The organism is Helicobacter pylori (genome assembly GCF_003638305.1).
Classification (GTDB): Bacteria; Campylobacterota; Campylobacteria; order Campylobacterales; family Helicobacteraceae; genus Helicobacter; species Helicobacter pylori_DJ.
Genome location: NZ_MVYP01000001.1, coordinates 111,197 through 137,267 on the forward strand (window position 1 = coordinate 111,197; position 26,071 = coordinate 137,267).

23 protein-coding genes and 1 pseudogene are annotated in these 26,071 nt (G+C 38.7%); 6 read left to right on the top strand and 18 right to left on the bottom strand.

Annotated features, from left to right (window positions below):
• Nucleotides 1-229: 229 nt before the first annotated feature.
• The 6 genes from nusA to plsY form a co-directional block, all read right to left on the bottom strand.
• Nucleotides 230-1,417, bottom strand: coding sequence for a transcription termination factor NusA (gene nusA, locus EAL04_RS00550; RefSeq protein ID WP_120972518.1), 1,188 nt, complete (start codon nucleotides 1,415-1,417; stop codon nucleotides 230-232).
• A 92-nt stretch (nucleotides 1,418-1,509) separates the two neighbouring features.
• Nucleotides 1,510-2,670, bottom strand: coding sequence for an aminotransferase class V-fold PLP-dependent enzyme (locus tag EAL04_RS00555; protein ID WP_120972520.1), 1,161 nt, complete (start codon nucleotides 2,668-2,670; stop codon nucleotides 1,510-1,512).
• A gap of 227 nt (nucleotides 2,671-2,897) precedes the next feature.
• Entirely contained in the window at nucleotides 2,898-5,537 is a 2,640-nt protein-coding gene (locus EAL04_RS00560; RefSeq protein ID WP_120972522.1) for a TonB-dependent receptor, read from the bottom strand.
• 168 nt (nucleotides 5,538-5,705) lie between these two features.
• Entirely contained in the window at nucleotides 5,706-6,032 is a 327-nt protein-coding gene (locus EAL04_RS00565) for a Plug domain-containing protein (RefSeq protein WP_120868360.1), read from the bottom strand.
• Nucleotides 6,016-6,369 (bottom strand): dihydroneopterin aldolase, encoded by a 354-nt coding sequence (locus tag EAL04_RS00570; RefSeq protein ID WP_120972524.1) that lies wholly within the window; start codon nucleotides 6,367-6,369, stop codon nucleotides 6,016-6,018. Before EAL04_RS00570 ends, EAL04_RS00565 begins: the two co-directional genes overlap by 17 nt.
• Nucleotides 6,366-7,028 (bottom strand): glycerol-3-phosphate 1-O-acyltransferase PlsY, encoded by a 663-nt coding sequence (plsY, locus tag EAL04_RS00575; RefSeq protein WP_041201731.1) that lies wholly within the window; start codon nucleotides 7,026-7,028, stop codon nucleotides 6,366-6,368. Before plsY ends, EAL04_RS00570 begins: the two co-directional genes overlap by 4 nt.
• 105 nt (nucleotides 7,029-7,133) lie before the next feature.
• On the opposite strand from plsY, the gene ccoG reads away from it, so the two are divergent.
• A complete protein-coding gene (gene ccoG, locus EAL04_RS00580; protein ID WP_120972526.1) occupies nucleotides 7,134-8,510 on the top strand; it encodes a cytochrome c oxidase accessory protein CcoG in 1,377 nt (458 codons plus the stop codon).
• 9 nt (nucleotides 8,511-8,519) lie between these two features.
• On the opposite strand, the gene EAL04_RS00585 is transcribed toward ccoG, so the two are convergent.
• A complete protein-coding gene (locus EAL04_RS00585) occupies nucleotides 8,520-9,719 on the bottom strand; it encodes a saccharopine dehydrogenase family protein (protein WP_120972529.1) in 1,200 nt (399 codons plus the stop codon).
• 85 nt (nucleotides 9,720-9,804) lie between these two features.
• Here EAL04_RS00585 and gltS point away from each other — a divergent pair, with 85 nt between their 5' ends.
• From gltS to EAL04_RS00605, 4 genes are read left to right on the top strand one after another with little or no spacing between them, the layout of a single operon-like run.
• The gene (gene gltS / locus EAL04_RS00590) at nucleotides 9,805-11,031 is read left to right on the top strand and encodes a sodium/glutamate symporter (protein ID WP_120972531.1); all 1,227 of its coding nucleotides are present in this window, start codon (nucleotides 9,805-9,807) and stop codon (nucleotides 11,029-11,031) included.
• A complete protein-coding gene (locus EAL04_RS00595) occupies nucleotides 11,028-12,062 on the top strand; it encodes a dihydrofolate reductase family protein (protein ID WP_120972533.1) in 1,035 nt (344 codons plus the stop codon). The genes gltS and EAL04_RS00595 overlap by 4 nt, the downstream gene beginning before the upstream one ends.
• Nucleotides 12,044-12,760 (top strand): tRNA1(Val) (adenine(37)-N6)-methyltransferase, encoded by a 717-nt coding sequence (locus tag EAL04_RS00600; protein WP_120972535.1) that lies wholly within the window; start codon nucleotides 12,044-12,046, stop codon nucleotides 12,758-12,760. The genes EAL04_RS00595 and EAL04_RS00600 overlap by 19 nt, the downstream gene beginning before the upstream one ends.
• Before the next feature lie 24 nt (nucleotides 12,761-12,784).
• On the top strand, nucleotides 12,785-15,121 hold the full coding sequence (locus tag EAL04_RS00605) for a heavy metal translocating P-type ATPase (protein ID WP_120972537.1): 2,337 nt from the start codon (nucleotides 12,785-12,787) through the stop codon (nucleotides 15,119-15,121).
• Here EAL04_RS00605 and EAL04_RS00610 read toward each other — a convergent pair.
• Nucleotides 15,118-15,555 (bottom strand): CopD family copper resistance protein, encoded by a 438-nt coding sequence (locus EAL04_RS00610; RefSeq protein WP_000338877.1) that lies wholly within the window; start codon nucleotides 15,553-15,555, stop codon nucleotides 15,118-15,120. The genes EAL04_RS00605 and EAL04_RS00610 overlap by 4 nt on opposite strands.
• Nucleotides 15,556-15,736: 181 nt before the next feature.
• Between EAL04_RS00610 and EAL04_RS00615 the strand changes: the two genes are divergently transcribed.
• The gene (locus EAL04_RS00615) at nucleotides 15,737-16,900 is read left to right on the top strand and encodes an outer membrane protein (RefSeq protein ID WP_162982437.1); all 1,164 of its coding nucleotides are present in this window, start codon (nucleotides 15,737-15,739) and stop codon (nucleotides 16,898-16,900) included.
• Nucleotides 16,901-16,954: 54 nt separating this feature from the next.
• Here the strand turns inward: EAL04_RS00615 and EAL04_RS00620 are convergent.
• The 10 genes and pseudogenes from EAL04_RS00620 to EAL04_RS00665 form a co-directional block, all read right to left on the bottom strand.
• Nucleotides 16,955-18,572, bottom strand: a pseudogene (locus tag EAL04_RS00620) (AlwI family type II restriction endonuclease).
• A 5-nt stretch (nucleotides 18,573-18,577) separates the two neighbouring features.
• On the bottom strand, nucleotides 18,578-19,423 hold the full coding sequence (locus tag EAL04_RS00625) for a Dam family site-specific DNA-(adenine-N6)-methyltransferase (RefSeq protein WP_240454635.1): 846 nt from the start codon (nucleotides 19,421-19,423) through the stop codon (nucleotides 18,578-18,580).
• A gap of 50 nt (nucleotides 19,424-19,473) precedes the next feature.
• Nucleotides 19,474-20,475, bottom strand: coding sequence for a DNA adenine methylase (locus EAL04_RS00630; RefSeq protein ID WP_120972542.1), 1,002 nt, complete (start codon nucleotides 20,473-20,475; stop codon nucleotides 19,474-19,476).
• A 55-nt stretch (nucleotides 20,476-20,530) separates the two neighbouring features.
• Nucleotides 20,531-21,598, bottom strand: a complete 1,068-nt coding sequence (locus EAL04_RS00635; protein ID WP_120972545.1) for an LptF/LptG family permease — start codon at nucleotides 21,596-21,598, stop codon at nucleotides 20,531-20,533.
• A gap of 9 nt (nucleotides 21,599-21,607) precedes the next feature.
• Entirely contained in the window at nucleotides 21,608-22,168 is a 561-nt protein-coding gene (pth, locus tag EAL04_RS00640) for an aminoacyl-tRNA hydrolase (RefSeq protein ID WP_120972547.1), read from the bottom strand.
• 9 nt (nucleotides 22,169-22,177) lie between these two features.
• Entirely contained in the window at nucleotides 22,178-22,714 is a 537-nt protein-coding gene (locus EAL04_RS00645) for a 50S ribosomal protein L25/general stress protein Ctc (protein ID WP_120972549.1), read from the bottom strand.
• A 54-nt stretch (nucleotides 22,715-22,768) separates the two neighbouring features.
• A complete protein-coding gene (tal, locus tag EAL04_RS00650; protein WP_120972551.1) occupies nucleotides 22,769-23,719 on the bottom strand; it encodes a transaldolase in 951 nt (316 codons plus the stop codon).
• Nucleotides 23,720-23,721: 2 nt separating this feature from the next.
• The gene (locus tag EAL04_RS00655) at nucleotides 23,722-25,065 is read right to left on the bottom strand and encodes a UDP-N-acetylmuramoyl-L-alanyl-D-glutamate--2,6-diaminopimelate ligase (RefSeq protein ID WP_120972553.1); all 1,344 of its coding nucleotides are present in this window, start codon (nucleotides 25,063-25,065) and stop codon (nucleotides 23,722-23,724) included.
• 3 nt (nucleotides 25,066-25,068) lie between these two features.
• Entirely contained in the window at nucleotides 25,069-25,680 is a 612-nt protein-coding gene (locus EAL04_RS00660; protein ID WP_120972555.1) for a histidine kinase, read from the bottom strand.
• Between the two features lie 11 nt (nucleotides 25,681-25,691).
• Nucleotides 25,692-25,961, bottom strand: a complete 270-nt coding sequence (locus EAL04_RS00665) for a NifU family protein (protein WP_000569296.1) — start codon at nucleotides 25,959-25,961, stop codon at nucleotides 25,692-25,694.
• Nucleotides 25,962-26,071: the final 110 nt, after the last annotated feature.

Here is a 26,071-nt window from a genome sequence, read left to right on the forward strand (position 1 = left end):
TCTTTAAATTCAATCCAACCCATTTTTTGCGTCATTCCAATAAAATTTGATGCAAATTTTTCCTAATTGAGTGTTTTTTTGCAATTTTGAAAATCTCAATACTCATTGAAAAACCTGAATTATTTCTTTCAAATTTAGCCTTAAGAAATTCAATCATGCGCTTATTTAATACCGCTCTTAGCTTAAAGTCCTTTTGATTAAGGACTCAATAAGTTTCACAGAAATCATTTCAATTCTTAAACAAAGACTCTAAAGCTTCTACCCCTACTTTTGGCGTTTCTTTTTCGCTTTCATTTTCTGCGTTTTCTTTGACGCTAGGAATGGTTTCAAACTCTATGTGATAGCCTGTAAGCATGGACGCTAGGCACACATTCACCCCGCCTTTACCGATAGCTTTAGATTTTTCAACGTCTAACAAACGCACCTTAGCCTTTTGCAAATGGTTATTGATAATGAAACGCTCTTGAATGGATTCTTTTTCTTCAGCACTCAATTCTTCTATGGGGATTTTTTTAACCTCAACGCTTAAAATTTTGGCTGGAGCGAGCGCTAAAGTGATATAAATTTCAGGCACATTAGAATACTCTATGCAATCAATGTTTTCTTTATTCAATTCGTTGCTTATCGCATTGATGCGCACGCCCTTAACCCCCACGGCCGCGCCTATGGGATCAATCCTAGCGTTATGAGAAAAAAAGCTCACTTTCGCTCTGTTGCCTGGGATTCGCGCGCAATGGATGATTTCAATTTCTTTATCTTTAATTTCAGGGACTTCTAATTCCAACAAGGCTTCAAGCATTTTAGGGGTGGTGCGGCTCAGCTCTAATAGTAAGCCCTTTTTCGTGCGTTTGACTTGCGTTAAAACCGCTTTAATGCTATCGCCTATTTTAAAACTCTCGCCCTTGATGCGATGGCGCATGGAAAGAACGCCCTGAAATTGCTGCTCAATCTCAATAAAAGTGTTTTGGTTGCTATCCACTAATATCACTTGCCCCATTAAAACGCTGTTAAGGCGCTTTTGGAACGCTTCAAAGTGGCTGTCTTCTAACGCCTTTTCTAGCTGGTATTGCAAATCTTTAAAAAGGCGGTTGATCGCTCCTTGCTTCATGCTCTCCAAACTCAAGCTATAGGACAATTCGTCTTTAATCTTAACGCTTGGATCCATTTCTTTGGCTTTAGACAGGCTGATGTATTTAGACGGATCGTTAATTAACCTTTCATCATCGTCTTCTAAAACTTCTACCAACTGGATAAGCTGGAGCTGCTTGTTTTCTTCAATTACCGAGTAACGTGCTAGGGGGTCCAATTCGTTTTGCGCCATTTTTAACAAACAGCCTTGAATCACTTTTGAAATCATCTCTTTAGGCAAATTTTTTTCATACGCAATGCATTCTATAAGGTCGCTGATTTTTTCCATTCTTAAGTTCCTTTAAATTGATGTTCTGTCGTTTTCTGTCATTCTGTTGTGGGGAGCGGTGCGTTTAAAAGAAATTTTATTATAGCGAATTTTTAAGCCTTGTTAAGGATTTCTTTTAAAACCAGAGCGATTTTTTCCAAATCTTTTTCATTCAAGCTAAAGACTTCAAGACACACGAATTCGCATGAAATTCTTGTAATAACGCCTTTTTGGAAAAGCTTTAAATAAAGTTTCTCGCAATCTAAATTCTGGGTGTTTTTGGGCTGGATTTTCACGCAAAAGGATTCTAATTCTTTGTTGGGTAAATTCCCTATTTTAGAAAAGCTAGAGGCTATGCTCACGTTCAATTCTAAAGGCTTTAAAAGGGCGTAGAGTTTGAGAGCTTTTTGCAATAAGGCGTCTTTAGTTTGGTGGAGTAGTGCATGGATTGTGATTTCTTCTTGATGATTGACCCATGCGTTTAGGCTGTGAAAAAGCAAGGTGAGGGTGATTTTACCCGCCCTCAAGGCTCTATAAAGGGGGTGGTTTTTTAACATTTCAACCCATTCTTTTTGCCCCATAATAATGCCGGCTTGAACGCTGTTAAAGCATTTATCCGCGCTAAAGCTTAAAAGCGATGGCTTTAGGGCTAAAATTTCTTCTAAAGCCGCTCTGTCTGACAAATCCACATCCCCTAAATTGTAATAATCTATCAAACCATGCTCTTTGGCTAGGGCTTGCAAATCTTTAAAGGGCGTGTCTTTTTTAAAAGTAGGGTTGTGGGTTTTAAAGAGCATTTTGCTGTTTTCATTCAAGGCTAAGCGGTAATCCCTTAAATAAGCGCGATTAATATTCCCCACTAAATGCAGCCTAGCCCCACTACTCAATAAAATATCTTTAAGGTTAAAATCCCCCCCCACTAATTCGCCATAAGAAACAACGATTTCTTTTTCTTGCGCTAAAGCGTTAGCGATGAGGAAAATCGCGCTGGTGTTGTTATTCACGATCAAAATTTCTTCAGTGCCAAAACACGCCTTAAAAAGCTGTTTTAAAGGGGCTAAGCGGTTCTTTTTTTTAGCGGTGTTGAGATCGCATTCTAAATCAATGGGTTGGGTTAAAACTTCTTTTAAATAAGGTTCAATTTTTTCATAAAATTGCGGGCTAAAAAACGATCGCCCATGATTTTCATCAAAAACGCTCGCGCTCGCGTTGATGATTTTTTGATAAGGGCTTTTCAAAAGATCCGGGGTTATTGAGAGCGTTTCTTTAGCCATAATAAGCGCGTTTGCTTTTCCTTTTTGAGAGTTAAAATAAAGCGTTATTTTAAACTAAACCCGCTAAATTTTTGATAAAACTATTTTTTTAAAATCCTTAAGAGCATTTTAATGAGTTTATTGAGCGAGCGGAACTTTTTCCATAGAGTTTGGCGGTTTCTATAGGGCTTTTTCATGTTTGTTTCCATGTTCAAAATTCAAAAAGAAATCCTAAGATTCCTTTCATTTTAGAATTGATAGGATACCTCAAAACGCGCGTTAAATCCAGGAGCCGGGAGAGCCATGCGTTTATTTTTAGGGATCATATCGCTCGCTGGAGCGTCCGCGCTCGCTTGCCACACGGAAGCCTGGCTGACATATTGCTTGTTTAAGATATTGTTAAACACGGCTGAAATCCTTAAACCCTGCCATTTTTTAGAAGTGGGGGTCCAGTTGATAAAGACATTATGCACGCCATACCCGGGTTTATGGATTTTCATCAAGCCGTATTGGGGGTAGTAGATAGAATAGCCTTCATAGAACATATTGGTTACAAAGCGTGAGAGCCAAGTTAAAGTAAGCCCCCATTTGTGGATATTGTAATCGGCTTTTAAAATAAACACATTCCCAGTCGTGGCGGCTAAAGCGTAAGTATCGGCTAATAAATGCCCCCTAGCTGTCGGCCAAGAGCGAGCTACTGAGAAAGTCCCTACGAAATTTTTATATTGCACATTCCCTGAAACTTCATAACCATAAATGTTAATGGTTTCGGGTAAATTCCCTGACATGTTTTTTGCAGTCGCGTTACCCCCACCATTTTTAGAAGTGTCTTGCCCGTAGCTGTTGATGAAGTTATTGATCACTTGATAGAACGCTGCCCCGCGCACATTGAAATACTTGCTGTTGTAATCCACATTGAATTCCACATTTTGACCGATTGATGGGCGCAAGTTCCTTTGATAAATCACCGTGGGATCGCGCATCAAAACGCCATCGCCAGGCAAAGCCCCCTTAGTTACATACGCATAACTCACTTTCAAGCCAATGCTTTCAATGGGGTTATAAAGCACGGTCGCAGAAGGCGAAAATCCAGAAGTTACATGCGTGCGGCCATTTTTATCCAACAAAGTATAAATATCATAACGAGTTCCCGCACCCACGATGAGGTTTTTCAAGAGATTGTAGTTCGCTTGCATAAACCCACCGATGATATTCCCAATCGCATGCGAATTTTGAGGCATGTTACGATAGAGCGGGTTAGGCGCATTTAGATTTTGGGGGTATTGAGAGCTTTGATCGGTGTAGTAATGGCGGTAAGGCAAGCCCGGCCCATTAGGGTCGTTAGGGTCAATGTTGTTTTTATAATAGCCGTTTTTGCCTTTATCCAATCCAGAGAAAACGCTCAGGTTTTGATAAATCATGCCGTATTCAAACACGTTCCCATAATCTTCGCTAATGGGGTGGGTTACTTTAAAATTAACGCCTGAGTTGATTAAGAAAATCCTTCTGGCTAAAGTCCCCTCAGCGTCCGCATTCCCTAAAGTCCAATCGTTTGCGCTAGGGTTTTGAGCGTTAGGGGGGGTCATGTCATAATCAGGATTTTTAGGGACAAGCCCATGATAAACATTCGCGCTTGTAGAAAGCATGGTAGCGCTAAGTTGCCCGTATCCTGCTTGCGCCCCTCCACTAGAATCGCTAGTCCCTTGCCAATTAATAGAGTTAGGCGCACCATAGCCTATTTGATACCCTCCATTAGAAGGCCTGATAGCCCCTTGCGTGCACTGGCTGATATTGTCTGGGTTGTTACACCACTCTCTCACTTCAGGGATGTAATCCGGGTTAGCCGGCTCGTTAGAATTGTAAGCGAAAGGATTCACCACAGGGTTATAATCGCCCCCCCTTACCCCTAAAAAGGCAGTAGATTCAACGCGCGGCTGACTAAAACTAGTGCCTCCATCATGCTTATATTTCAGACTCAAATTGTGGTTGAAGTTGATCGTATGGGCTAATTCTTTCCCAAAGTCAATCACAAAAGGCGCTGGCTGGCTTCCTGGGTCGTTGGCTTTAGAGAGGGCTGAAGTGGTGTTAGGGCGTAAAAGCCTGGTGGAATTCTCCCTTGTCATGTTGTAGCTTAAGCTGATGGTATCCGTGTCGTTGATATAGCCATTGACTTTACCTAAAACGCTATTGACTTCGCTTGGAGTCCCTATGCCAATGTCGCTATTGCTCGGGTCTTGTAAATCGTAGTTAGGGTGGAAGAGATTCCTAAAAGCGTTGTTCCCGTCTCTGTAATAAAAAATATTTTGATGGTTGTAATAGGCTAGGATGTCCCAATTTTTACCGCGATAGGCTGCAGTGGCGTTCATGCGGTATCCAAAGTTAGTGTAAAAGCCCGCTTCCGCTTTAGCACCATAAGTTTGGTTCTTTCTTAAAAAGTCGTTAGCGTCAATCGTGGTGAAAGATAATTTACCCGCAACAGCACCTGGACCCGCTGAAGCGTTCGCCGCCCCCTTAATCACTTCCACTTCTTTAATCATGTTGGGATCGATCACGGTGTTAGCGTCATGGTGGAAAATGTTACCATTTTGAGCGACGCCATCTATGGTTACCCTTAAGAGACGGCTCTCAATCCCCCTAACATAGATCTTTTGCGCCATTAAGCCCCCACTGGCCACATTCACATCCGCCCTAGTCCTAAAAATATCACGGATTTGGTTGCTTTGGCGTTGTTGGAGCTCTTTCCTGTTAATATACATTTTATTGTTGTATTCAAAAGTCCTTTCACCCTTAGTGGTTACCTTACCCAAAGTGTGGGTATTTTCTTGAGCTTGCAAACTGCTAGCGACAATACAAGAGACAAACACGATACGAAATTGATTTCTAAGCATTTCTTTTAGCCTTTTTATTTACTTTCTTCTAAAAATTTAGTCAAGTTTTAAACCTAAGGTTATTATTACATTATTCTATTTAATAATACCTTAAATTTGTTTTAGGATTAAGAAAATATGAAGAAAAATGTGATTAAAAAAAGTTTTAGCATTTTACTGAGCGGCTGATTACTGAGCGACCGAATCGATCACTATTCGTGAAGAAGCGCTGCTGATCCCTCTTAAAAAAGTTTGAGAAGACACATTGATTTCAGCGTTTTGGCGGAAAATATCGCTTGGCTGGTTGCTCTGGCGTTCTTCTAAATCATGGCGTTTGATGATAATGGTATTCCCCCATTGAAAAGGTCTATAAGCGCGCTTTTTTTTAATGACAAAATGAGGTTCTAAATTTAAAAATTGCGCGTAACTGGGGAAATATAACGGCTCTAATAAAGGGTTTATGGGGTGCGCTTTTAAAACCATAAGGAGAAAAAAGAGGCTAAAGATTGGTTTCATAGCAAATTTTCACGCTCGCTCCCACTTGAGAATTGGGAGAAATTTCTAACTTGCTGATTTTTAAATAAAGCTCAGAGATTCCACTATAGCGCGTTTTTAAAACATGGCTTAAATCTTTCAGGGCGTCTTCAATGAGAAGATATTGTTTTTCTTGCATCATCTTTTGAATAAGCTCTTGGATTTCCATGTAGTCTAAATAAGCCTTATTGGGTAATTCCGTGTAGAAAAGATCCAAATTCACGCTTATTTTTTGGGGTTTTAAGCGTTCAAATTCTAAAATCCCTAAAATCGTTTCAAACACCAAGTGGTGGATATGGACGGCTTGTTTAGTTTTCATAAGACTTTCTTTTCTTTGCCGGTCAATAAATTAAAAATATTACCCGCATGTTTGATAAGGGTAAAAATAAAAATAAGCACCATCGGCGTTTGTGTGCCGACTTCTTTAAGGATATTGACGCTGTCTGGGATATGCATATAAGGGATAAAAAAGATAAGAACAGTCGCTGTGCCTACCCCTAAAATGCTAGCGAGTGAAGAGATTTTAAGCACCTTACCCACAAAAAACCACACCGTTAAGCCGATGAGGCTTTCAATAGGGATGAGCAACACCACAGAGCCCATGATTGTAGAAACGCCCTTACCTCCATTGAAATTCAAAAAAGGCGAATAACAATGCCCTAAAATGCTAGCGATAGCGACCATCCATTGCAAACTATAATCTAACCCAAACAATTTGCTCAAAAACACCGCAAACATGCCTTTGAATAGATCCAAGATTAAGACTAATAGAGCCATTTGTTTAGCGTTGCTCACGCCCTTACTTTGTAAAGCGCGTAAGACATTTGTTGCGCCAATGCCCCCCGATCCGATTTTAGTAATATCCATGCCGTAAAAGATTTTCATTAACGCATAGCCAAAAGGAATCCCCCCAATCAAATAGCCCAAAAGGGTGAAAATCACATTGATATTGGTTAGGAAATTTAAAACGCCTTCCATAAATACCCTTTCAAATAAAATAGCGATCATTATAACATGTTGCTTTTTAAGTGAAAGCGTTAAGTTGTTAGGGTATAGTGGCTTAAAAATTTTAGGATATTGAGAATGCTTGAAACTTCTAGCCATTTTTTAAAATCGTTTCGCTTGAAGCGTTATATAGGGTTTTTATTGATTTCTTTAGCGCTACTAGTCACGCCCTTTGTTCGCATTGATGGGGCGCATTTGTTTTTGATCTCCTTTGAGCATAAGCAACTGCATTTTTTAGGCAAGATCTTTAGCGCTGAAGAATTGCAAGTTATGCCTTTTATGGTTATTTTGCTTTTTATAGGGATTTTTTTCATCACCACTAGCCTTGGGCGTGTGTGGTGCGGTTGGGCTTGCCCGCAAACCTTTTTAAGGGTGCTTTATAGAGATGTGATTGAAACTAAGATTTTCAAACTCCATAAAAAGATCAGCAACAAACAAGAAAGCCCTAAAAACACCCCAAGCTATAAGATCCGTAAAGCGTTGAGCGTTTTGTTATTCGCTCCTGTTGTGGCGGGGCTAATGATGTTGTTTTTCTTTTATTTCATCGCCCCAGAAGATTTTTTTTCGTATCTTAAAAACCCTAGCGATCACCCTGTTGCTATGGGTTTTTGGCTTTTTAGCGCCTTAGTGGTGCTGTTTGATATAGTGGTGGTTGCGGAGCGTTTTTGCATCTATTTATGCCCTTACGCTAGGGTGCAATCGGTGTTGTATGACAATGACACCTTAAACCCTATTTATGATGAAAAGCGCGGCGGAGCGCTTTATGACAATCAGGGCCGCCTTTTTCCCTTACCCCCCAAAAAACGCAGCGCTGAAAACGAATGCGTGAATTGTTTGCATTGCGTGCAGGTTTGCCCCACGCATATTGACATCAGGAAGGGCTTGCAATTAGAATGCATCAATTGCTTAGAGTGCGTGGATGCATGCACCATCACCATGGCTAAATACAACCGCCCTTCACTCATCCAATGGTCTTCAACCAACGCCACCAACACGCGCCAAAAAGTGCGCCTAGTGCGTTTAAAAACGATCGCTTACATGGGGGTTATCGCTGTTGTGATAGCTCTTTTAGCCATCACTTCGTTTAAAAAAGAACGCATGCTTTTAGACATTAACCGCAACAGCGATCTGTATGAATTGCGATCTAGTGGGTATGTGGATAACGATTACGTGTTTTTATTCCATAACACGGACAATAAAGACCATGAGTTTTATTTCAAAATTTTAGGGCAAAAAGACATTCAAATCAAAAAGCCTTTGAATCCTATCGCCATTAAAGCCGGGCAAAAGATCAAAGCGGTAGTGATCTTAAGAAAACCCCTAAAAAGTAACGCCACAGAATACAAACGCGCTAAAGACGCTTTAATCCCTATTACCATACAAGCTTATAGCGCAGACGATAAGAATATTACGATAGAAAGGGAATCGGTGTTTATCGCACCCAGTGAGGATTGAAGCCTAAAACTAGCGCTCAATCACTTCATAAGGCAAGCCTTGTTTGATCAATTCTTCCATAAAGGGATCGGTGTTTAATTCTTCTATGTTAAACACCCCGGCCCTAAAATGATCCGCGCTCCAAGTGTCATTACAAATCATTTTAGCCGTGCACATCGCTGGCACACCGGTGGTGTAGCTTATGGCTTGCGATCCCACTTCTTCATAGCATTTTTTATGATCGCACACGTTGTAAATGTAGAGCGTTTTGTCTTGGTTGTTTTTAATGCCGGTCATATAGCACCCGATGTTGGTTTTACCGGTGGTGTCTTTGGCTAGAGTCGCTGGATCAGGAAGCAAGGTTTTTAAAAATTGTATCGGCACGATTTTTACGCCTTGATGCTCTATTTCTTTAATGCCTAGCATGCCGACATTTTCTAAGCATTTCATGTGGGTTAAATAATTTTGGGAGAAAGTCATAAAAAATCTCGCCCTCCTCAAGCCTTTAATGTTTTTGACTAACGATTCCAATTCTTCATGGTATAAAAGATACGAATCCATTTCGCCAATCTGTGGGTAAGCCCACACTTGCTTGATTTCTAAAGGCTTGGTTTCAATCCATTTGCCGTTTTCATAATAACGCCCTTTAGAGCTGACTTCTCTTAAATTGATTTCAGGGTTAAAATTCGTAGCAAAAGGGCGTTTGTGATCCCCGGCGTTACAATCTAAAATATCTAAAGTGTGGATGGTGTCAAAATGGTGTTTTTGAGCGTGAGCGACATAAGCGTTAGTAACGCCCGGATCAAACCCAGCCCCTAAAACCCCTAAAATCCTTGCTTCTTTATAGGCCCTATCAAACGCCCATTGCTCTTTGTATTCAAACTTCGCTAAATCCGGGTGCTCGTAATTGGCGGTATCAATGTAATGCGTTTTAGTCTCTAAACATGCTTGCATGATCGTTAAATCTTGATAAGGTAAAGCCACATTAACAACGACTTTAGGCTTGTGTTTTTGGATTAAAGCGACTAAGGCTTGCGTATCGTCTGCATCCACTTGCTCAACGCTGATCTCCCCCAAACCCTTTTTGAGCATGCTTTCTTTAATCGCATAGCATTTGTCTAAGCTCCTGCTCGCTAAAATGATATTTTTAAACACATCTCTGTTCATGCCCATTTTGTGTGCTACCACACTGCCTACGCCACCAGCTCCAATTTGTAATACTGTATGCAAGGAACACCTACTTTCTAACTAATCTCGTTCTTTTAGGGGGGTATTATATTATAATAAGATAAATTTGATTAATAAGGATGCAAGCTTGCAAGAAATTAAGTTGGATATTTATGCCACTTTGGTGTGCATGGTTTTAGTGTTACTCTTGGGGCGTTATGTGATTTCTAAAGTCAAGTTTTTGCGCGATTATGATATTCCAGAGCCTGTTGTGGGCGGGGTTTTAGTCGCTTTTTTTATCATGTTAGTGCGTCAGTTTTATAATTTTGGCTTGCAGTTTGATTCTTCTTTAAAAGATCCTTTAATGCTGACTTTTTTTATCACCATTGGTTTGAGCGCGGATTTCAAATCTTTACAAAAAGGCGGGAAAATGCTTGCGGTCTTTTTGCTGGCTGTGGCGGGGTTTGTGGTGTGTCAAAATGCAGTGGGGATTTCTATCGCTAGCCTTTTAGGGGTCAATCCTTTAATGGGGCTTTTAGGGGGATCTATTGCTTTAGTGGGAGGGCATGGCACTAGCGCGGCATGGGCTAATTTTTTCACCCAACCACCTTACAATTTTAGCTCTAGCTTAGAAGTGGGCATGGCGTGCGCGACTTTTGGCTTGGTGAGCGGAGGGATTATTGGAGGGCCTGTCGCTAAATATTTGATTTCTAAATACAAACTAGAGCCTAAAGACACCAAAGAAAAAGACACTTTAGAGGGCGTGGTGTCTAAAGGCTTTGAAACCCCTAAAGAGCAACGCCTGATCACCGCATCCAGTTTTGTAGAAACTTTAGCTTTGATTGCGATCGCTTTATTGGTGGGGACTTTTTTATCGCATTTGATGCCTAAAAGCTTCACCTTGCCGACTTTTGTGTGGTGCTTGTTTGTAGGGGTTATTTTAAGAAATGCCTTGTCGTTTTTTAAAATCCATAGCGTGTTTGACAGAGAGGTTTCAGTCATAGGGAACGTGAGCTTGAGCTTATTTTTAGCCTACGCTTTAATGAGCGTGAATTTATTGGAATTGTTAAAACTCGCTGTGCCGTTAGCGGTTATTTTGAGCGTTCAAGTGGTGGTTATGATCCTTTATGTGGTGCTTGTAACCTTTAGGGTATGCGGGAAGGATTATGATGCGGCGGTGTTGTGCGCGGGGCATTGCGGTTTTGGGCTTGGAGCGACTCCAACGGCTATGGTGAATATGCAAACCATCACCAACCACTATGGACCATCGCATGTAGCGTTTATCGTCGTGCCTTTAGTGGGGGCGTTTTTTGTTGATATTATTAACGCTTTAGCGATTAAAGGCTTTTTGCTCTTGCCTTTTTTCCCATCATGAGACTTTATGAAAGTTTATTAGAAATGTGCTTGAATAAGGCATGGGAGCATCAAACCCTAGCCTTAGAAAACCCAAGCGTGGCTTGCATGGTGCTAGATAAAAACCATGAGATCTTGAGTTTAGAAACCCACAAAAAAGCCAAAACCCCGCATGCAGAAGTCTTGGCCGCTAAATCAGCGCTAAAGATTTTACGCCCCCATTTAAAAAACGATTTAGAAAAATTAGAAGACCCTAAAACTTTAAGCGATTTTTTAAAAACGCGCCACGATAACGCTTTTAAAGACTGCGTTTTTTTAATCACCCTAGAGCCATGCAATTCTTATGGCAAAACCCCGGCGTGCAGCGAATTGTTAGAAATTTTAAAGCCTAAAAGGGTGGTCATTGCCGCAGAAGAAAACGAAGCTAAAAAAGGGGGTTTAGCAAGGCTACAAAAGGCTCGTATTGAAACAATAATTTGTCATAATTTAGAAAACAAGGCTAAAGACTTGCTCTTGCCTTTTAGAGTAATGGAACAAAAGGGGCGTTTTAATTTGTTCAAACTCGCTTTAAGGATGAATGGGGATTATTACCATGGCAAGATCACCGGGCCAAAAAGCGTTATTTTTACGCACAACCAGCGAGCAATATGCGACACGCTCATCATTTCTGGGAAAACCATAAGAACGGACAACCCCTTATTAGACTCTCGCTTTTGCGATAGCTTTTATCACAATAAAAACCCCAATATCGCTATTTTATCCAAGCACTCAATTAATCCTAATTCAAAAGTTTTTTTTGCACCCAATCGTTTGGTTAATACTTTCCATGACCCCAAAGATTTACCCCTAGAGAAGGGGTTTAATTTCATTGAAGGGGGGTGGGGATTGTTTGAGAGCTTGAGAGACAAAATTGATGTATTGCTTTTGCATTCGCATGCGTCTATGATTAGCGAAGCGTTTAATACGCTCACTCTAAAAACCCCTTTTAAGGGGCGGTTGTTGCATGCGCAAATCTTAGAAAATGAAGCCCTTTTATGGATAGAAAACTCTTAAGATTATACCAGCCCTTAAACGCTTATTCTTACAATAGCGATTCGCTTTTTTTATACGATTTTTCACGCCCTTTTATCAAAAATAGCGGCGTGATTTTAGACATAGGCTCAGGGTGTGGGGTTCTAGGCTTGCTCTGCGCTAGAGATAACCCGCTAGCGAGCGTTCATTTAGTGGAAAAGGATAGCAAAATGGCGTTTTGCTCCCAAAAAAACGCCCTTAAATTCCCTAACGCTCAAGTGTTTGAGAGCGATTTTTTAGATTTCAACCCCCCGATTTTGTATGATATAATTGTGTGTAACCCTCCTTTTTATGCCTTAGGCTCTATTAAATCTCAAATTAAAGGGCATGCGAGGCACCAGAGCGAATTAGACTTCGCTTCTTTAGCGGTTAAAGTGAAAAAATGCCTGAAGCCTAAAGGGTATTTTATTTTTTGCTATGAAGCCTTGTCGCTTTGCTTGGTGGTAGAGGGTTTAAAAAGCGTTAAGCTCACGCTAGAGGCTTTAAGGTTTGTCCAAAGTTTTAAAGACAAAAACGCCCATTTGATGCTTGGAGCGGCTAGGAATAATTCCAAAAGCGCTCTAAAAGTTTTGCCCCCTTTAATCACGCACAATTCCAAAAACCAAAGCGACAACACCAAAGAAGTTTTAAGCATCTATCAAATTTGTAACACTTATTCTATCAAAGCGCTTCTCAATTAGCGCCCTTAAATTAAGGATTAAAAAATGAAATGTTCGCATTGCCAGTTGGAGTTTAAAGAAAGTGAGCTTTTTAAAGAGGTGATCCATCATAAGGAATTATATTTTTGCTGCGCAGGGTGCGCTAGGGTGTATGCGTTGTTGTTGGATTTGAATTTAGAGAGCTTTTATGACAAGTTAAACGATTCCACTTTAGCCCCTGTAACGCCCCAAGATTCAATGAGTGCTTTGGAATTAGAACAAGCCCTTGAAGAAAACAATAAGGGCGATTTTATCCTTAATCTTTTGCTAGAAAAAACGCATTGTAACGCTTGCTTGTGGCTCAATCAAAAGGTTTTAGAACGCTTAAGTGGGGTTAAAAAAGTGAGCGTGAATTTCACCGCCCACCACTTGCAAATCGTGTTTAAGAAGTCCTTAAACCCTAAAGAGATTATTCAAAAAATTGAGAGTTTGGGCTATGGGGCTAAAATCTATAACGCACAAAATTACGCCCTAAAAGCCCAAAAAGAGCAGCGCTCCTACTTGCTCACTTTGAGCGTGGGGTTTTTTGCCACCATGAATTTGATGTTTATTGCCATTGCCAAATACGCAAGCTATGGTAGCGGCATGGACAAGCTCATGCAAAGGAATTTGGATCTCGTATCGCTCTTTTTAAGCTTGTTGGTGTTAGTGGTGGTGGGGCGTTTTTTCATTAAGGGGGCGTTTTATGGGCTAAAAAATGGCGTTTTGGGCATGGATTTGAGCGTGTCTTTTGGGGCGTTGTCGGCGTTTGTTTATTCCATTTATGCGATGTTGGTGTCCCAAGAAACTTATTTTGAAGCGAGCAGCACGATTTTAACGCTTATTTTTGGCTCTAAGTTTTTGGAATTAAAGGCTAGGCTGTTTGCGAATGAAAAATGTTTGGCCCTAGAATCGCATGAAATCCATAGCGTGATCGTTGTAGAAAATGGCAAGCAAACAGAAAAACACCCTAAAGATGTGGCGATAGGCTCGGTTGTTTGGGTGCCAAGCGGGGCTAAAATCGCACTAGATGGCGTGCTTTTAAATAACGCGAGCGTGGATGCGTCTTTGATCAGCGGGGAGTTTAAGCCTTTGGAATTGGGCGTTAATGATCCAATTTTAGGGGGTTATGTGAATGTGGGCGTGCCTTTTAGCTATCAAGTGGGCGCAACTTTTCAAAACTCACGCCTTTCTAGTTTGTTAGAAACTTTAAAAAAGAGTTTTTTAGAAAAGCCCTTAATTGAGAGCAGCGCGAATAAAATTGCGGATATTTTTTCTAAAGCGGTGTTGTTTTTAGCCTTTGTAAGCTTTTTATTATGGCAATTTGGTTTGGGGGGTAATTTTGAAAAAGCCTTAATGGTGTGTATTAGCGTGTTAGTCATCAGTTGCCCTTGCGCGTTCGCCTTGGCTACGCCCATTGCGCTAGTGATAGGGGTGTTTAAAAACCCTTTGATCGTGTTTAAAGAAGCGTTGTTTTTAGAAACTCTGGCTAAAGTGAAAAAAATCTTTATAGACAAAACCGGCACCCTCACGCAAAAAGAAGTCCTTTTAAAAGAAAAAATCATTCATAAAGAATTTGATGAAAGGCTTTTGAAGAGCCTTTTAAAAACCAGGGAGCATTTAGCCCATAATGCGATTCTTAAAACTCTAAATGGCGATGAGGTTAATCTAGAAAAGATAGAGTTTTTCGCTCATGGCTTAAAAGCGAGCTATCAAAACGAAACCCTACTAGTGGGGAGTTTGAAATTTTTAAAATCCATGGGGGTTGGTATAAAGACTAAAGAGAGCGCTAATATCATGGTAGGCTTTGCGAAAAACAAGACTTTATGCGCGTTATTCATTTTAGAAGAGCGTTTGAAAGCTAACGCTAAAGAAGTCATTCAGGCTTTACAAAATCAAGGATTAGAATTAGAAATTTTAAGCGGGGATAATGAAAGCTCGGTTAAGGAGTGTGCGAAAAAATTAGGGATTTCTAAGTATCATGCTAATTTGACCCCTGAAGATAAGGCTCAAATCATCAGCTCTTATAAGGGCGTTTGCGCGATGGTAGGTGATGGCAATAATGACGCGCTAGCCTTAAAACAAGCGAGCGTTTCTTTAGGGTTTGAAAAAAGCGCTTTGAGTAAAAGCGCATGCGATATTTTGCTTTTAGAAGAGGATTTGAGTTTGCTAGAAAAAGCGTTTCATAACGCTCAAAAAGTCTATCAAGTGGTGTTGCAAAACATTGTTTTGAGCTTGATTTATAACGCTATTTTAATCCCGGTCGCTATGCTAGGATACATCAACCCTTTAATAGCGAGTTTGAGCATGAGTGGTAGCTCGCTCTTAGTGGTTTTAAATTCTTTGAGGTTGAAACGCTCTTAAACAAACCACATTGTTTTGGCTAAAACGGCGATTAAAAAGCCAAAAGTTAGAGCGATAGGGTGGATATATTTACCAATAGGGTTTTTCTTACCCAAAAACTTACACGACAAAGAAAAAAGCACCAAAAGAAAAATGCTTAACGCTAAGATCACTTTAAGCATGAGTATTTTTTGAAAAGGGGTTTCACACCAGCCTTTATCGCCCCCCATGTATTGACTGAGCATCATGCCCCCTGTTAAAACAAGCCCTAAAACGCATAAGGGCATGATTTTGATCGCTCTTTGAGTGATTCCTGTATTCGCTTTATTGGCAAACTCTTCGCCAAACATTTTCTTCACATTGGGGAAAATTACCCCATCAAAAAACAAGTAGCCAATAAAAATAATGGCGCACAATAAATGAACAACCAACACATAAGGATAAATCGCATCCATTTAAAATCCTTTATCCATGGGAAAATTAAAGAGTTTTTAATCTACTATAAAAGGGTTTTATTGTCAAGTATCCCACTATTATGGGAATTTTAGGGGTGGTTTTTGTTTGACTTTTAAGATTGCAATTAGCTATAATAAAATAATTAAAAAAGTAACACTTAAGCGGAGACCCTAGAGAGTGATGCTCAATTTTATGACAAAGAAGAAAAATAGAATGCAAGATTGCAAAATGGTTTGTAAAAATTTTAATCGTAAGGAATCTGTTTTGATAGCTCAATCTTTAGAAATTTCTAAAAAAGGCTCGGTAATTTTAGGCGCTCTTTTGAGTTCGTTATGGCTGACAAACCCCTTAAATGCCCATGAAAAAAATGGCGCGTTTGTGGGGATTAGCTTGGAAGTGGGTAGGGCTGATCAAAAGACCAACGCTTATAAAAACGGCGAATTGTTTCAAGTGCCTTTTGGCGATGTTTCGGCTAATGATGATGGCAAAGTTCCTGATGGGCAGACCGGTGGCTGTCAGCCAGCTTCAGGGACGCCAGGGACGCCAGGCTATACTAAGGCTAATTGCGTGGTCAATTGGACTTCTCGCACCATGCTAAGCACTAATAAAAACATTCCTGGCCGTAACCAGCCGATGTATGGGCTAGGCGTGATGACAGGCTATAAGCATTTTATCGGTAAAAAAAGGTGGTTTGGGTTGCGTTATTATGGCTTTTTTGATTATGGGCATACCAACTTCTCTAACTCCAGGGCCGCTAACGCTATATCGCCTTTTTATTTGAGTAATCAAAAAGCGGACATGTATACTTATGGTTTTGGCACAGACATGCTTTTTAACATTATAGACAAGCCTAAAGCCACAGCCGGGTTTTTTCTAGGCGTGAATTTTGCGGGTAACACTTGGACTAACAATCGTGTGGGGTATTTTAAGGACGGGTATGTTTATGGCGTCAATACGGACGCTGACGCTTACATGACTAACGCTGATGGCACGATCACTTGCGGGGACACGACGCCGGCGAGTTGTAATGTGGGGATTAACCCTAATAGCGTCTATACCACAGGAAAATTAAACGCTAAAGTGAATCACACGATTTTCCAATTTTTAGTGAATGTGGGCATTAGAACTAATATTTTTGAACACCATGGCATTGAGTTTGGTATCAAAATCCCCACGCTCCCTAATCACTTTTTTAAAGGCTCTACCACTATCAAAGAACAAAGCCAAGGCCCGCTAAAAGACGGCAAACCAACCACTATCACAGGAGCAGAAACCAATTTCAGCTTAACCCAAACCTTACGCCGTCAGTATTCTATGTATTTGCGTTATGTTTATACTTTTTAAGTTTGGTAGGGTTTTTGGGTAAGACCTATAACTTATATATGAAAGCTTGATTTGTCAAGCTTTAGGGTTGTCATTGAGTTGCAATAACTCTGCGCTGTTTTCTACTTTTTTGATAAAATCATTGATAGCATAACAGCGTATATTAATATTATCTTTGAAATGGGCAAATTCCGCATATTCTTTGGCGTCATCATGGATATTTGGAGCCACAAAAACACTAAATTTCTCTCTAATATCAGCACTATTTTTAATCAATTCTTTTAAATGTCTGGCAATAGGTATCATTTCTAAGGTGCTTTGACTTCTGTCTCTAATCAAGCTCACTTCTATATAACTTTGGGCTTTTGTGTCCATAGCTACAATATCAGGTTTATTACCGCTTGCTGTGTATACGGGCAAGCCTTCATCATCGCTTTTATAATTGGGTATCACGCTTAAATTTTCAAAATGTTGTTTCAAGAAAATAGCACTTAAAAATTCTAAGCGTAAAGGTTTATCAATGAGTCTTAAAAAACTATCTTTTGATTCTTGCTTGTTGCAAGTAATGAGTAATTCTTGCTTGATAAAATCTTTAGTATAAGTGGTTGCTAGTTCATTCAATTTACTTGATTTAACGCTCTCATCAGCGCTGATTGGAGTAACGCTAACAAGAAAGCTATCCACGATCGCCATGTAGTTAAAAAAGGCGAGTCTGTTAGCTTGAGTGTCGTTTAAATAATCCCCTTTAAAAGCCTTATGGGTTTGTAAAATGTAATCTATTTTATTATTTTCATTAGTATTAATATCAATAAACCTACCATTACCACGCAATGAAATAAGTCCTGTAATACGCATTTTTCTAATGCATTCATCAACGGCTTCGTTAGTGATTTGGCTCATTTTAAATCGTGTTTTATTAACACTTTCTAAAAGTTTTAGGCATTTTTCATAGATAAATTCATCTGAGTAGCTGAATTCTGTCTTATTGATAGCAACAATTTCTTGTTTTAAATGAATAATGTGGTCATAAAGCCCATTGGCGTTATCGTCTTTCCAACAAAGTAAAATAGGGATTTCTTTGACAGATAGGGGGGGTTAGATGGGCATTTTTGAGTCGTTTTAAAAGCGAGAGCAATAGTTTGAGGGGGTTGTTATGGTTTAAGTTCTTTTTGTAAGGGTTTCTTGCTTCATATTTAGACAGAGCGTTTAAAAATATAGCCCCAACTACGCTTTCATCAACGCTTTCTTTAAAAATATCGTTTTCTTTATCATAATAAGCAAGAATAAGCATCTTAGCGCTATCGCTGATGAGTATTTTCTCATATTTTGCATAGTAGCAAAAACCAAACTCACACATAAGCTTATACCAAGTGTCAAACCGACTTTCCCATCCATGCTCAAAGCCCATTTCTTTATGCTGTTGTGGGGATATTTCTATAATGCGTTCTAATTCTTCATCGCTAAAGACATATTCATTGGAGTCAAATTTTTCTTTCAATTCCTTATTTTGATTGATAGAAGTAGGCCTATAAAGCCTATGAGCCAAAACGGATTTGATAATTTGCATGATTGTTGAAGATTTAAGGATTTGATTTTCAAATTTTCCTAAAACAGCTAAAAATTGTCCCATTCTTTTAGGGTTTCGCATAGTGGTTGAAAAGCTTAAAATTTTTCGTGCCGGTTTTTTAGTCATAATAATTACCTATAATTAGTTACAAAGATTTCTTGACTATCTTCTTTAATAGTATTGTCATTATAACTGATATAATTACTTTTGATATTAAAAATATAATATTTTTTAGCCCATTCTTTTAAAATAAAATTGGTCTCTCCCTTGTGATAAACAAGATTAGTTATACCAAATAAAACTCCCTTTTTATCTAGTCTATCTAAAACGCCATATAAGGCTATCTCATTATCGCTATCCCATAACTTGTTGTATTCACTATTGGAGATTAAATAAGGGGGGTCAAAATAAACATAATCATCTTTTAAATAGGTAGTATGGTTAAGAAAATCAATATAATCATCATTGTGAAAAATAATGGTGTTTTGCTGTATAAAATCTATGTAGTTTTTTAGGGCATTATAAACATTTTCATTGAAATCCACATTACCCACAGGTAAATTAAAAAGCCCTTTAGAATTAAATCTAATCATGTGATTAAACCCATAAATTAAAAGTAAATACAAATAGAGCATGTTGTTTTGATTGGAGTTAAAATCAGCCCTTAGTTTTTCATAAGCTATTTTATTGTATTTGGCGTAGTAAGTTTTTATATATTGTTTTTTTAATTCATCAGGGGCTGTAATCCCCTTAAAAGAGAAAGACAAGCTATAATGAATGATGATTTTAGACAATTCATCAAAAAGCTCACAAGTATTGAATTTGCTTAAAGTTTTATGTAAATTGATAATATTGGTATCTATGTCGTTAGCTAGGTATCTTTTAGCCTTAGTGTTTAAAAACACGCTACCCCCACCCACAAAAGGCTCAATAAATTGATTAATGTTATTTGGGAATAGCTTATTGAGTTGTGGCATAAGTTTATATTTATCCCCTACATAGAAAAAGGGAGAACGAATACCTTTTTTCAAGGTTTCACTTCCACTATAAATAAAAATTCTTTATGCTCTTTAAAATCAGTTTTTCCTGAATTAAAAAAACCATGAGCCTTTTCTTTAACGCTTAATTTTCCTTTTTGGCTTAAAATTTCCACTAAATCTTTAAGGCCTATTTTATTTTGCGAAGAGCTAGACTTAGAATTATAGGTATTATTATAAGTTAAAGCAATCCTTTTACAATCTAGTTTTTCAATTAAATCGCTCAATTCTTTCATGGCATTAGAGCGACAATATTCGCTCATGTTCTCGCATGATGGCTTTAAAGCTGTTCCATAGAGTTTGGGTTTTTTCCACTGCACTAGGTTTTCATAGAGATGATAAAACCGGCTGTATTGTCTTGAATTGTATGGAGGGTCAATAAAGACTAAGTCTATTTTTAAGGTTTTAGCCAATTCGTTAGCGTCTTTTCTCTCTATCATGATGTTTTTATCATGCTTTATAGGGCTAATAAGTTCAAAAATAAATCTATCTTGCAAAATCTCTTTTTTCCTATAAGCTTCATAATGCCCCACCGTGTTAGCTATCTTATCCATTGAATAAATCAAGCTTGTTAATAAAATATCTTTATTTAATTTATCTAAGTTCAAGCTTTCTATATGCTCTCTAATGCTACCGATTTTGACACAATCTTTATAGCTGAAAAACTTGTCGCTAAAATGTTGGCTAAAATAATTTTCTTCTAGCTTTAAAGCTTGAGTATAATATTCTTTCAGTTCTTCAAGTGCTTTAAAATCAGCGTCTTGCCCCATAAAAAAAGCATGATAAATGATTTCATTAGAAAATAAAATATCATTTATAATAATGTTTTTAATGTTAGGAATAGTAGCAAATTGACCAGCAACTACCCCACTTCCGGCAAAAATATCGCACACGCTTTTGATATTATTTAATTTTAAATTCCCAAATACCCACTCTATGAGCTTGGTTTTTGAGCCGATATACCGGCGGTTTTTTAGATTAAATCTTTCCACTAGCCACCTTTAAACTAAGAGAATAAAACCACTTAGTAACATATAAGATTAAAAATCACAATCTCTTATTGAGTTTTTTAAAATACCAAAGACTGAGGGCTAAGAATACGAAAAAGGGCGATAGCACGCCTATTTCAGGAATGAGTATCCCTGAAATGCTGAACTTCCCTAAAGCAAAGAATAGCCCCCAAACAACGAGCGTGATAATGATAAACTTTAGCCCTAAAAGAGCCAGGTTTTCATAGCGGGCGAGACTGGGCGAAAAATAAGCGATTAAAACGCTTAAAAACGGCACAAAAAAGGGCAAAATCGCAAACACATACAAAAACGAGCGCACTTTTTTCGTGTCCGCGTTTTGGCGTACTAAAGCATGCAAGGATAAAAGAGCGTCTGTGATAGAAACCGCAGGCTTGTTTTGATAAATGGTGTCTAAAACTTTGGGGCGGAAATTTTTGAGCGTTTTAAAGGTTTTTAAACGCGTGGTGTTTAAAGCGTTTGCGCCCAATTCAAAACTTAAGGGCATCTCATAGATAGTAGTGTCATGCAAGATCCAATATTTGTCTTCAAAAAAAGCTTCTTTAGCTTCAGCATAAGATTCCAAAGTCTTATCTTTTAGGCGAAAAACCTTGATATTTTGGGCTTTTTGCAATAAGGGATTAATCTTATCAAAATACACGTAATCATCGTTGTATTTCACTAACAAATGCTCTGAGACGCTCAAAGAATTGTCTTTATAGATCAAATTTTGCGTTTTTTCTTCCATATACACAAAAGGAGTGGCGTTCAACCCCACATAAACAGCCGTGAAAAACAAGCTAATCAAAAAAATAGGGCTTAAAATCTGGCATTTGGAAAAGCCAATGGAGAGCAGGGCGGTGTATTGGTTGGATTTAATGAACGCGATATAAAATAAAACCATCGCCAAAAGCAAGGAAATAGGCAAGGTGTAATTGAGGGCGAATAAAATATCATAGGTGAAAAATAAAATGATCATGTTCGCAGAATCAGGCATTTTATCGGCGTATTTCAGGCTGTCAATGCCTACAAAAAACAATTCCAAAGCCAAAAGCACGATTAAAAAGTATTTGAAATAATACCACCCCACAAATTTAAACAAACGCACTTTAAACCCCTAACTTTCTATTTGTAAAGGTTTTTTAAGCGTGAAACGATTTTGCATAGCGTTAAAATCATGGCTTTCTATAAAAAATTTTAAGGCGTTTTTGGCATGTTCAAACGCAGCGTTTTTTAAAGGCTCTTCGTTTTTGTGGAATTTTGAAAGCACATGCTCAATTACGCCAATTCCTTTAGAAATCCCCACCCTCAAGCGGTAATAAGAATTAGAACACAATAAATCAATGGACTTTAAGCCATTATGCCCCCCATTCCCCCCACCCTTTTTAAACCTCACAACGCCTAAAGGTAAATCCAAGTCGTCATGGATGATTAAAAGCTCTCTGGGTTTGTAAAAATTTTTAGTGCTTAAAACGCTCTCGCCGCTTAAATTCATGTAAGTTTGGGGCTTGAGTAAGATAAAATCCTTATAAACGCACAAACAAGCGTTGTGTTTGGGAGAAAAAGTGAAAGAAAGATCCAGCTCGCTAACGAGTAAATCTAAAATATCAAAACCAGCGTTGTGTCTGGTGTGAGCGTAACGCAAAGTAGGGTTACCTAAACCCACTAAAAGCGTCATCACCTGAAATCACTTCGCTTTAATCACACCGATCACAGCGATAGAATCATGATCTAAGATCTTCACATTTTCGTGTTTTTCTAAATCGCGCACCAAAATAGACTCATTCACATCTAAAGGGGCCACATCCACTAAGTAGTGATCGGGCAAATGCTCTAGAGCGCATTCCACGCTGATACGCTTTTTAGAGAGCATCAAAATCCCTTTATTTTTCAAGCCCACCGGAGTGCCTTGGTGTTTGACAGGGACTTTAAACTTAGACTTCACGCCTTTAGTAACAGCGAGTAAATCCACATGGATAAGCTCGTTAGTAACAGGGTTTTTTTGGTATTCTTGAACCACGACTTCAAAAGTCTTATCCCTTAATTTCACCGGAAAAATCAAATGCTTTTTTTCCTTAAGGTATTTAATGAAAGGGTTTAATTTGAATGCGCAATTCACGTTTTCAACACCCTTTCCATAAACATTTGCGATTAGATAGCCATCTTTTTTTAAAGCTTTAGCGTTAGCTTTAGTAATACTCTCTCTAATAACGCCTTCTAACATGTCAATCCTTTAAAATAAAATAAGGGCTTATTCTATCCAAAAAACCCTTAAAAATCAAAAACTGCTTAAAAGCTTTTCAAAGGATTGTTTGAACGCTATCAAGCCTTCTTTAAGGAGTTTTTGAGCGGTGTTTTCTAAATCAATGTTTTGCGCTTTTAGTTCTTTTTTGAACGCTTCAATTTCTGTAACCTTTAAAGGGGTTTGATACTCGGTGTTTGGGTCAAGCAAATAAGCGTTTAAAGCCTCTAATGGGGCTGTATTGATAGAGTTTTTAAAACACAGCGCTTTAATGTAATAATCTTTAGCTAAAGAATTAGATTTAACGCCGGTGGATGCAAAAAGGGTGCTTGTAAGCGTATTAGCATGCTGATTGATTTGATAATAGCACTCGGTAGCGTTGATAATCCCGCTTTGAGCTTGCAAGTTTTGTGGCACTAAAGGGTCTATTTCTTTGTCAAATCGTGAGACAAACACGCTAATGACCGCTCTTTTTTGCGCTTCTTTGGCTAAGATTTGAGCGATTTCACTAGCAATTTTAGGCGAAAAGACTAAAGTTACATTAATAGGGATAGAGGCTTTAGTCAAAGCGCTAATGACTTCAAGAGCGCTTTCACTCGCCGGGACTTTAATCATCACATTGGGGCGGTTTAATGTTTTGAATAACCGCTTGGCTTCATCAATGCTTTTAATGGCATCGTCTTCTAAAAAGGGATCAATTTCTAGGCTAATGTAGCCGTTGTTAGGGTCTTTTTCATATAAAGGCATTAACGCGCTAGAAGCTTGTAAAATATCCTTTAACGCCAGGGTTTCATAAATTTCTTTAGCTTTTTTGCCCTTGAGTTTAGCGATTTCATCTTGATAAAACGCGCTTTTGGTGATCGCTTCGCAAAACAAACTAGGGTTACTCGTCGCCCCGCAAATAGCCCCCTTATTAATGAGCTTTAAAAAGTCGTTTTCTAAAAAATCCCTTTCTATAAAATCGCACCACAACCTGAATTCTTGCATGTTTATCCTTGTTTTAAATTGAGATAATAATCTTTAACGACTTCCTGGTCGCTAAAAAAAATCGTTTTGTCTTTAAAGATTTGAATGTTTTCATCGCCCTTGCCTAAAATCAACAACACCTCATCGTCTTTTAAATTTTCTAAAGCGTTTAAAATGGCTTTTTTTCGGTCTTTTTCTACAATGACTTTAGAAGAATCGCTGATACCTTTTAAAATATCCTTAATAATGTCTTCTTCGTTTTCGCTTCTGGGGTTGTCTGAAGTTAAGATGATTTGATGCGCGTAACAACTCGCTATCGCTCCCATTTTAGGGCGCTTGGTTTTATCCCTATCGCCCCCTGCCCCAAAAAGAGCGGTGATTTTTTGACTTTTAAAGCTTTCAAAAACTTGTTGCATGCCGTCTGTTGTGTGGGCAAAATCCACGACCACTAAAGGTTTAGAATGCACAATTTCCAAACGCCCTTTCACCCCATAAAAGTTTTCTAATAACGGCGCGATCGCTTCTAGCGGTAATTGAGTGAGTAATTTGACCCCTAAAACGCCCGCTAAGATATTATAAAGGTTGTAACGCCCTAGAAGGGGGGAATGGATGAGAGCGGTTTCTTTAAGATTAGGATCTCTTAAATCTTGTTGGTAGCATAAAGACGCGCTAATGGAGGGGTTGAGCGAAAAGGCCTGAACGTTTAAATGCGCTTTTTTATCCAGCGCGTAAGTGCGCGCGTTAATGGGGTTAAAAAGGGCGTTTGTTTCATCTCTGTTGATGACTTTCAAGCCCTCATCTTTAAAAAAGCTGTTTTTAGCGTCCCTGTAATTTTCTATATTTTGATGGAAATCTAAATGATCGCTTGTGATATTGGTTAAGATTTTAAGGGCGAAATCAAGCCCGGCGATGCGTTTTTGGACAATCGCATGGGAGCTCACTTCCATAATAAAGTATTCACACCCCAAACGAATCGCTTCTTCTAAATCGCTATAAAGCTCTAAAAGAGTGGGCGTGGTCAAGCCCTTTTCTTTGATGCGTTCATCGTTGATAAAAAACCCTCTTGTGCCTAAAAGAGCGGTCTTTTTGTTCAAATCTAAGAGCAAGGAATACATCAAGCTCGCCGTGGTCGTTTTGCCATTAGTGCCTGTAATCCCCACAATCTTAATCTTAAAATCAAAGTAGTTTTTAAGCTCGTTAGAATCTAAAATAGCCAGGTTTTTTTCCGCAATTAAAGGAGAGTATTTTTCATTTAAAGGCGTTTTGACAAAAAGGATTTCTTTAGGGTTTTCTAAAACTTCATTCGTGTTATCGCTTAAAAAAGAATAGGCGCGGTTGCGATAAGTCAGGGTTTTTTTGAGTTTCATTCTTTAAGCCTTATTGGATTTGAGGGCGTCTTCTAAAAGAGAACGCAAAAATTTATCGTAAATAAAAGAATCTTCATGCATGTTTTCAATGTAATTTACCGCTAATTCATAATAGCCATAGTGGTTCAATTCTTTCAAAAATTCATAAAAATCCTCTTTATTGTCAAAAATCACCCTAGAGCTGAACATCAAATCCTCAAACGCTTCCTTAAAACCGCGCTCCAAGCTCAAGCGTTTGAAATCCGCGTACAAAATGCCGTTCAACTCCTCGCCTTTTTGAGAAATCTGCGCATCAATCTTTTCAGCCATTTGGTTTAGCCCCTCATCAAAAGAAGCGATCAAAGCGGTGATCTGCTCTTCAGCCTGGTTTTTTAAACTCCGTTTTTGCATAGCGATCAGGCTTTGATACAATTCATAAAAGCTATGGGCTTCTTTAGGGAAATCTTTAGCGATGTCGCTTAATAACGCCCCCACTCTGGCTTTTTGGTTGTCTTTATCCAAAAACAAAACTTCAGAAAAAAGGCGCAACGCTTCAGCGTAATGGGCTTGCTTGAACGCTAAAAAGCCATCTTTGATCAACGCTCGCTTTTTAAATTCATAATCAAACTTTTGCATGCCTATAATCCTTAAAGCTTATCAAACTCCTTGGCGTTTTCTAAGCACACCACTTCTAAATTGGGGTGAATGTCCATTTTAAGCTGCCTTTCAATGACATTTTTTAGAGTGATTTTACTGCTAGAGCAAGTCTTGCACGCTCCCTCTAAAGCCACATAAATCTTCATGCTTTTCACCCCTAGCACTTCAATATTACCGCCATCTTTGAGCAAGTAAGGGCGGATCTTTTCTATCACAATACGGACCGGTTTTTGTAAATCTTCATCGCTAAATTCTATCATTTTTAAAAACCTTATTTTTAAAATTTTACTTTAAGATACCATATAATGAGCCATTTTTATCAAACGACTCTTTTTAAGAGTGGCTCAAGGGCTAATTGGATAGAATAGAG

Bases quoted from the DNA above. Each gene is read 5' to 3' on its own strand.
- nusA (WP_120972518.1), bottom strand. From the start codon at position 1,417: ATGGAAAAAATCAGCGACCTTATAGAATGCATTGCGTATGAAAAAAAT.
- EAL04_RS00660 (WP_120972555.1), bottom strand. From the start codon at position 25,680: ATGCAAAAGTTTGATTATGAATTTAAAAAGCGAGCGTTGATCAAAGAT.
- EAL04_RS00615 (WP_162982437.1), top strand. From the start codon at position 15,737: ATGCTCAATTTTATGACAAAGAAGAAAAATAGAATGCAAGATTGCAAA.
- EAL04_RS00625 (WP_240454635.1), bottom strand. From the start codon at position 19,423: ATGCCACAACTCAATAAGCTATTCCCAAATAACATTAATCAATTTATT.
- ccoG (WP_120972526.1), top strand. From the start codon at position 7,134: ATGCTTGAAACTTCTAGCCATTTTTTAAAATCGTTTCGCTTGAAGCGT.
- EAL04_RS00595 (WP_120972533.1), top strand. From the start codon at position 11,028: ATGAGACTTTATGAAAGTTTATTAGAAATGTGCTTGAATAAGGCATGG.
- EAL04_RS00665 (WP_000569296.1), bottom strand. From the start codon at position 25,961: ATGATAGAATTTAGCGATGAAGATTTACAAAAACCGGTCCGTATTGTG.
- tal (WP_120972551.1), bottom strand. From the start codon at position 23,719: ATGCAAGAATTCAGGTTGTGGTGCGATTTTATAGAAAGGGATTTTTTA.
- EAL04_RS00555 (WP_120972520.1), bottom strand. From the start codon at position 2,670: ATGGCTAAAGAAACGCTCTCAATAACCCCGGATCTTTTGAAAAGCCCT.
- EAL04_RS00565 (WP_120868360.1), bottom strand. From the start codon at position 6,032: ATGAAACCAATCTTTAGCCTCTTTTTTCTCCTTATGGTTTTAAAAGCG.
- EAL04_RS00610 (WP_000338877.1), bottom strand. From the start codon at position 15,555: ATGGATGCGATTTATCCTTATGTGTTGGTTGTTCATTTATTGTGCGCC.
- EAL04_RS00655 (WP_120972553.1), bottom strand. From the start codon at position 25,065: ATGAAACTCAAAAAAACCCTGACTTATCGCAACCGCGCCTATTCTTTT.
- plsY (WP_041201731.1), bottom strand. From the start codon at position 7,028: ATGGAAGGCGTTTTAAATTTCCTAACCAATATCAATGTGATTTTCACC.
- pth (WP_120972547.1), bottom strand. From the start codon at position 22,168: ATGACGCTTTTAGTGGGTTTAGGTAACCCTACTTTGCGTTACGCTCAC.
- EAL04_RS00560 (WP_120972522.1), bottom strand. From the start codon at position 5,537: ATGCTTAGAAATCAATTTCGTATCGTGTTTGTCTCTTGTATTGTCGCT.
- EAL04_RS00605 (WP_120972537.1), top strand. From the start codon at position 12,785: ATGAAATGTTCGCATTGCCAGTTGGAGTTTAAAGAAAGTGAGCTTTTT.
- EAL04_RS00645 (WP_120972549.1), bottom strand. From the start codon at position 22,714: ATGTTAGAAGGCGTTATTAGAGAGAGTATTACTAAAGCTAACGCTAAA.
- EAL04_RS00600 (WP_120972535.1), top strand. From the start codon at position 12,044: ATGGATAGAAAACTCTTAAGATTATACCAGCCCTTAAACGCTTATTCT.
- EAL04_RS00570 (WP_120972524.1), bottom strand. From the start codon at position 6,369: ATGAAAACTAAACAAGCCGTCCATATCCACCACTTGGTGTTTGAAACG.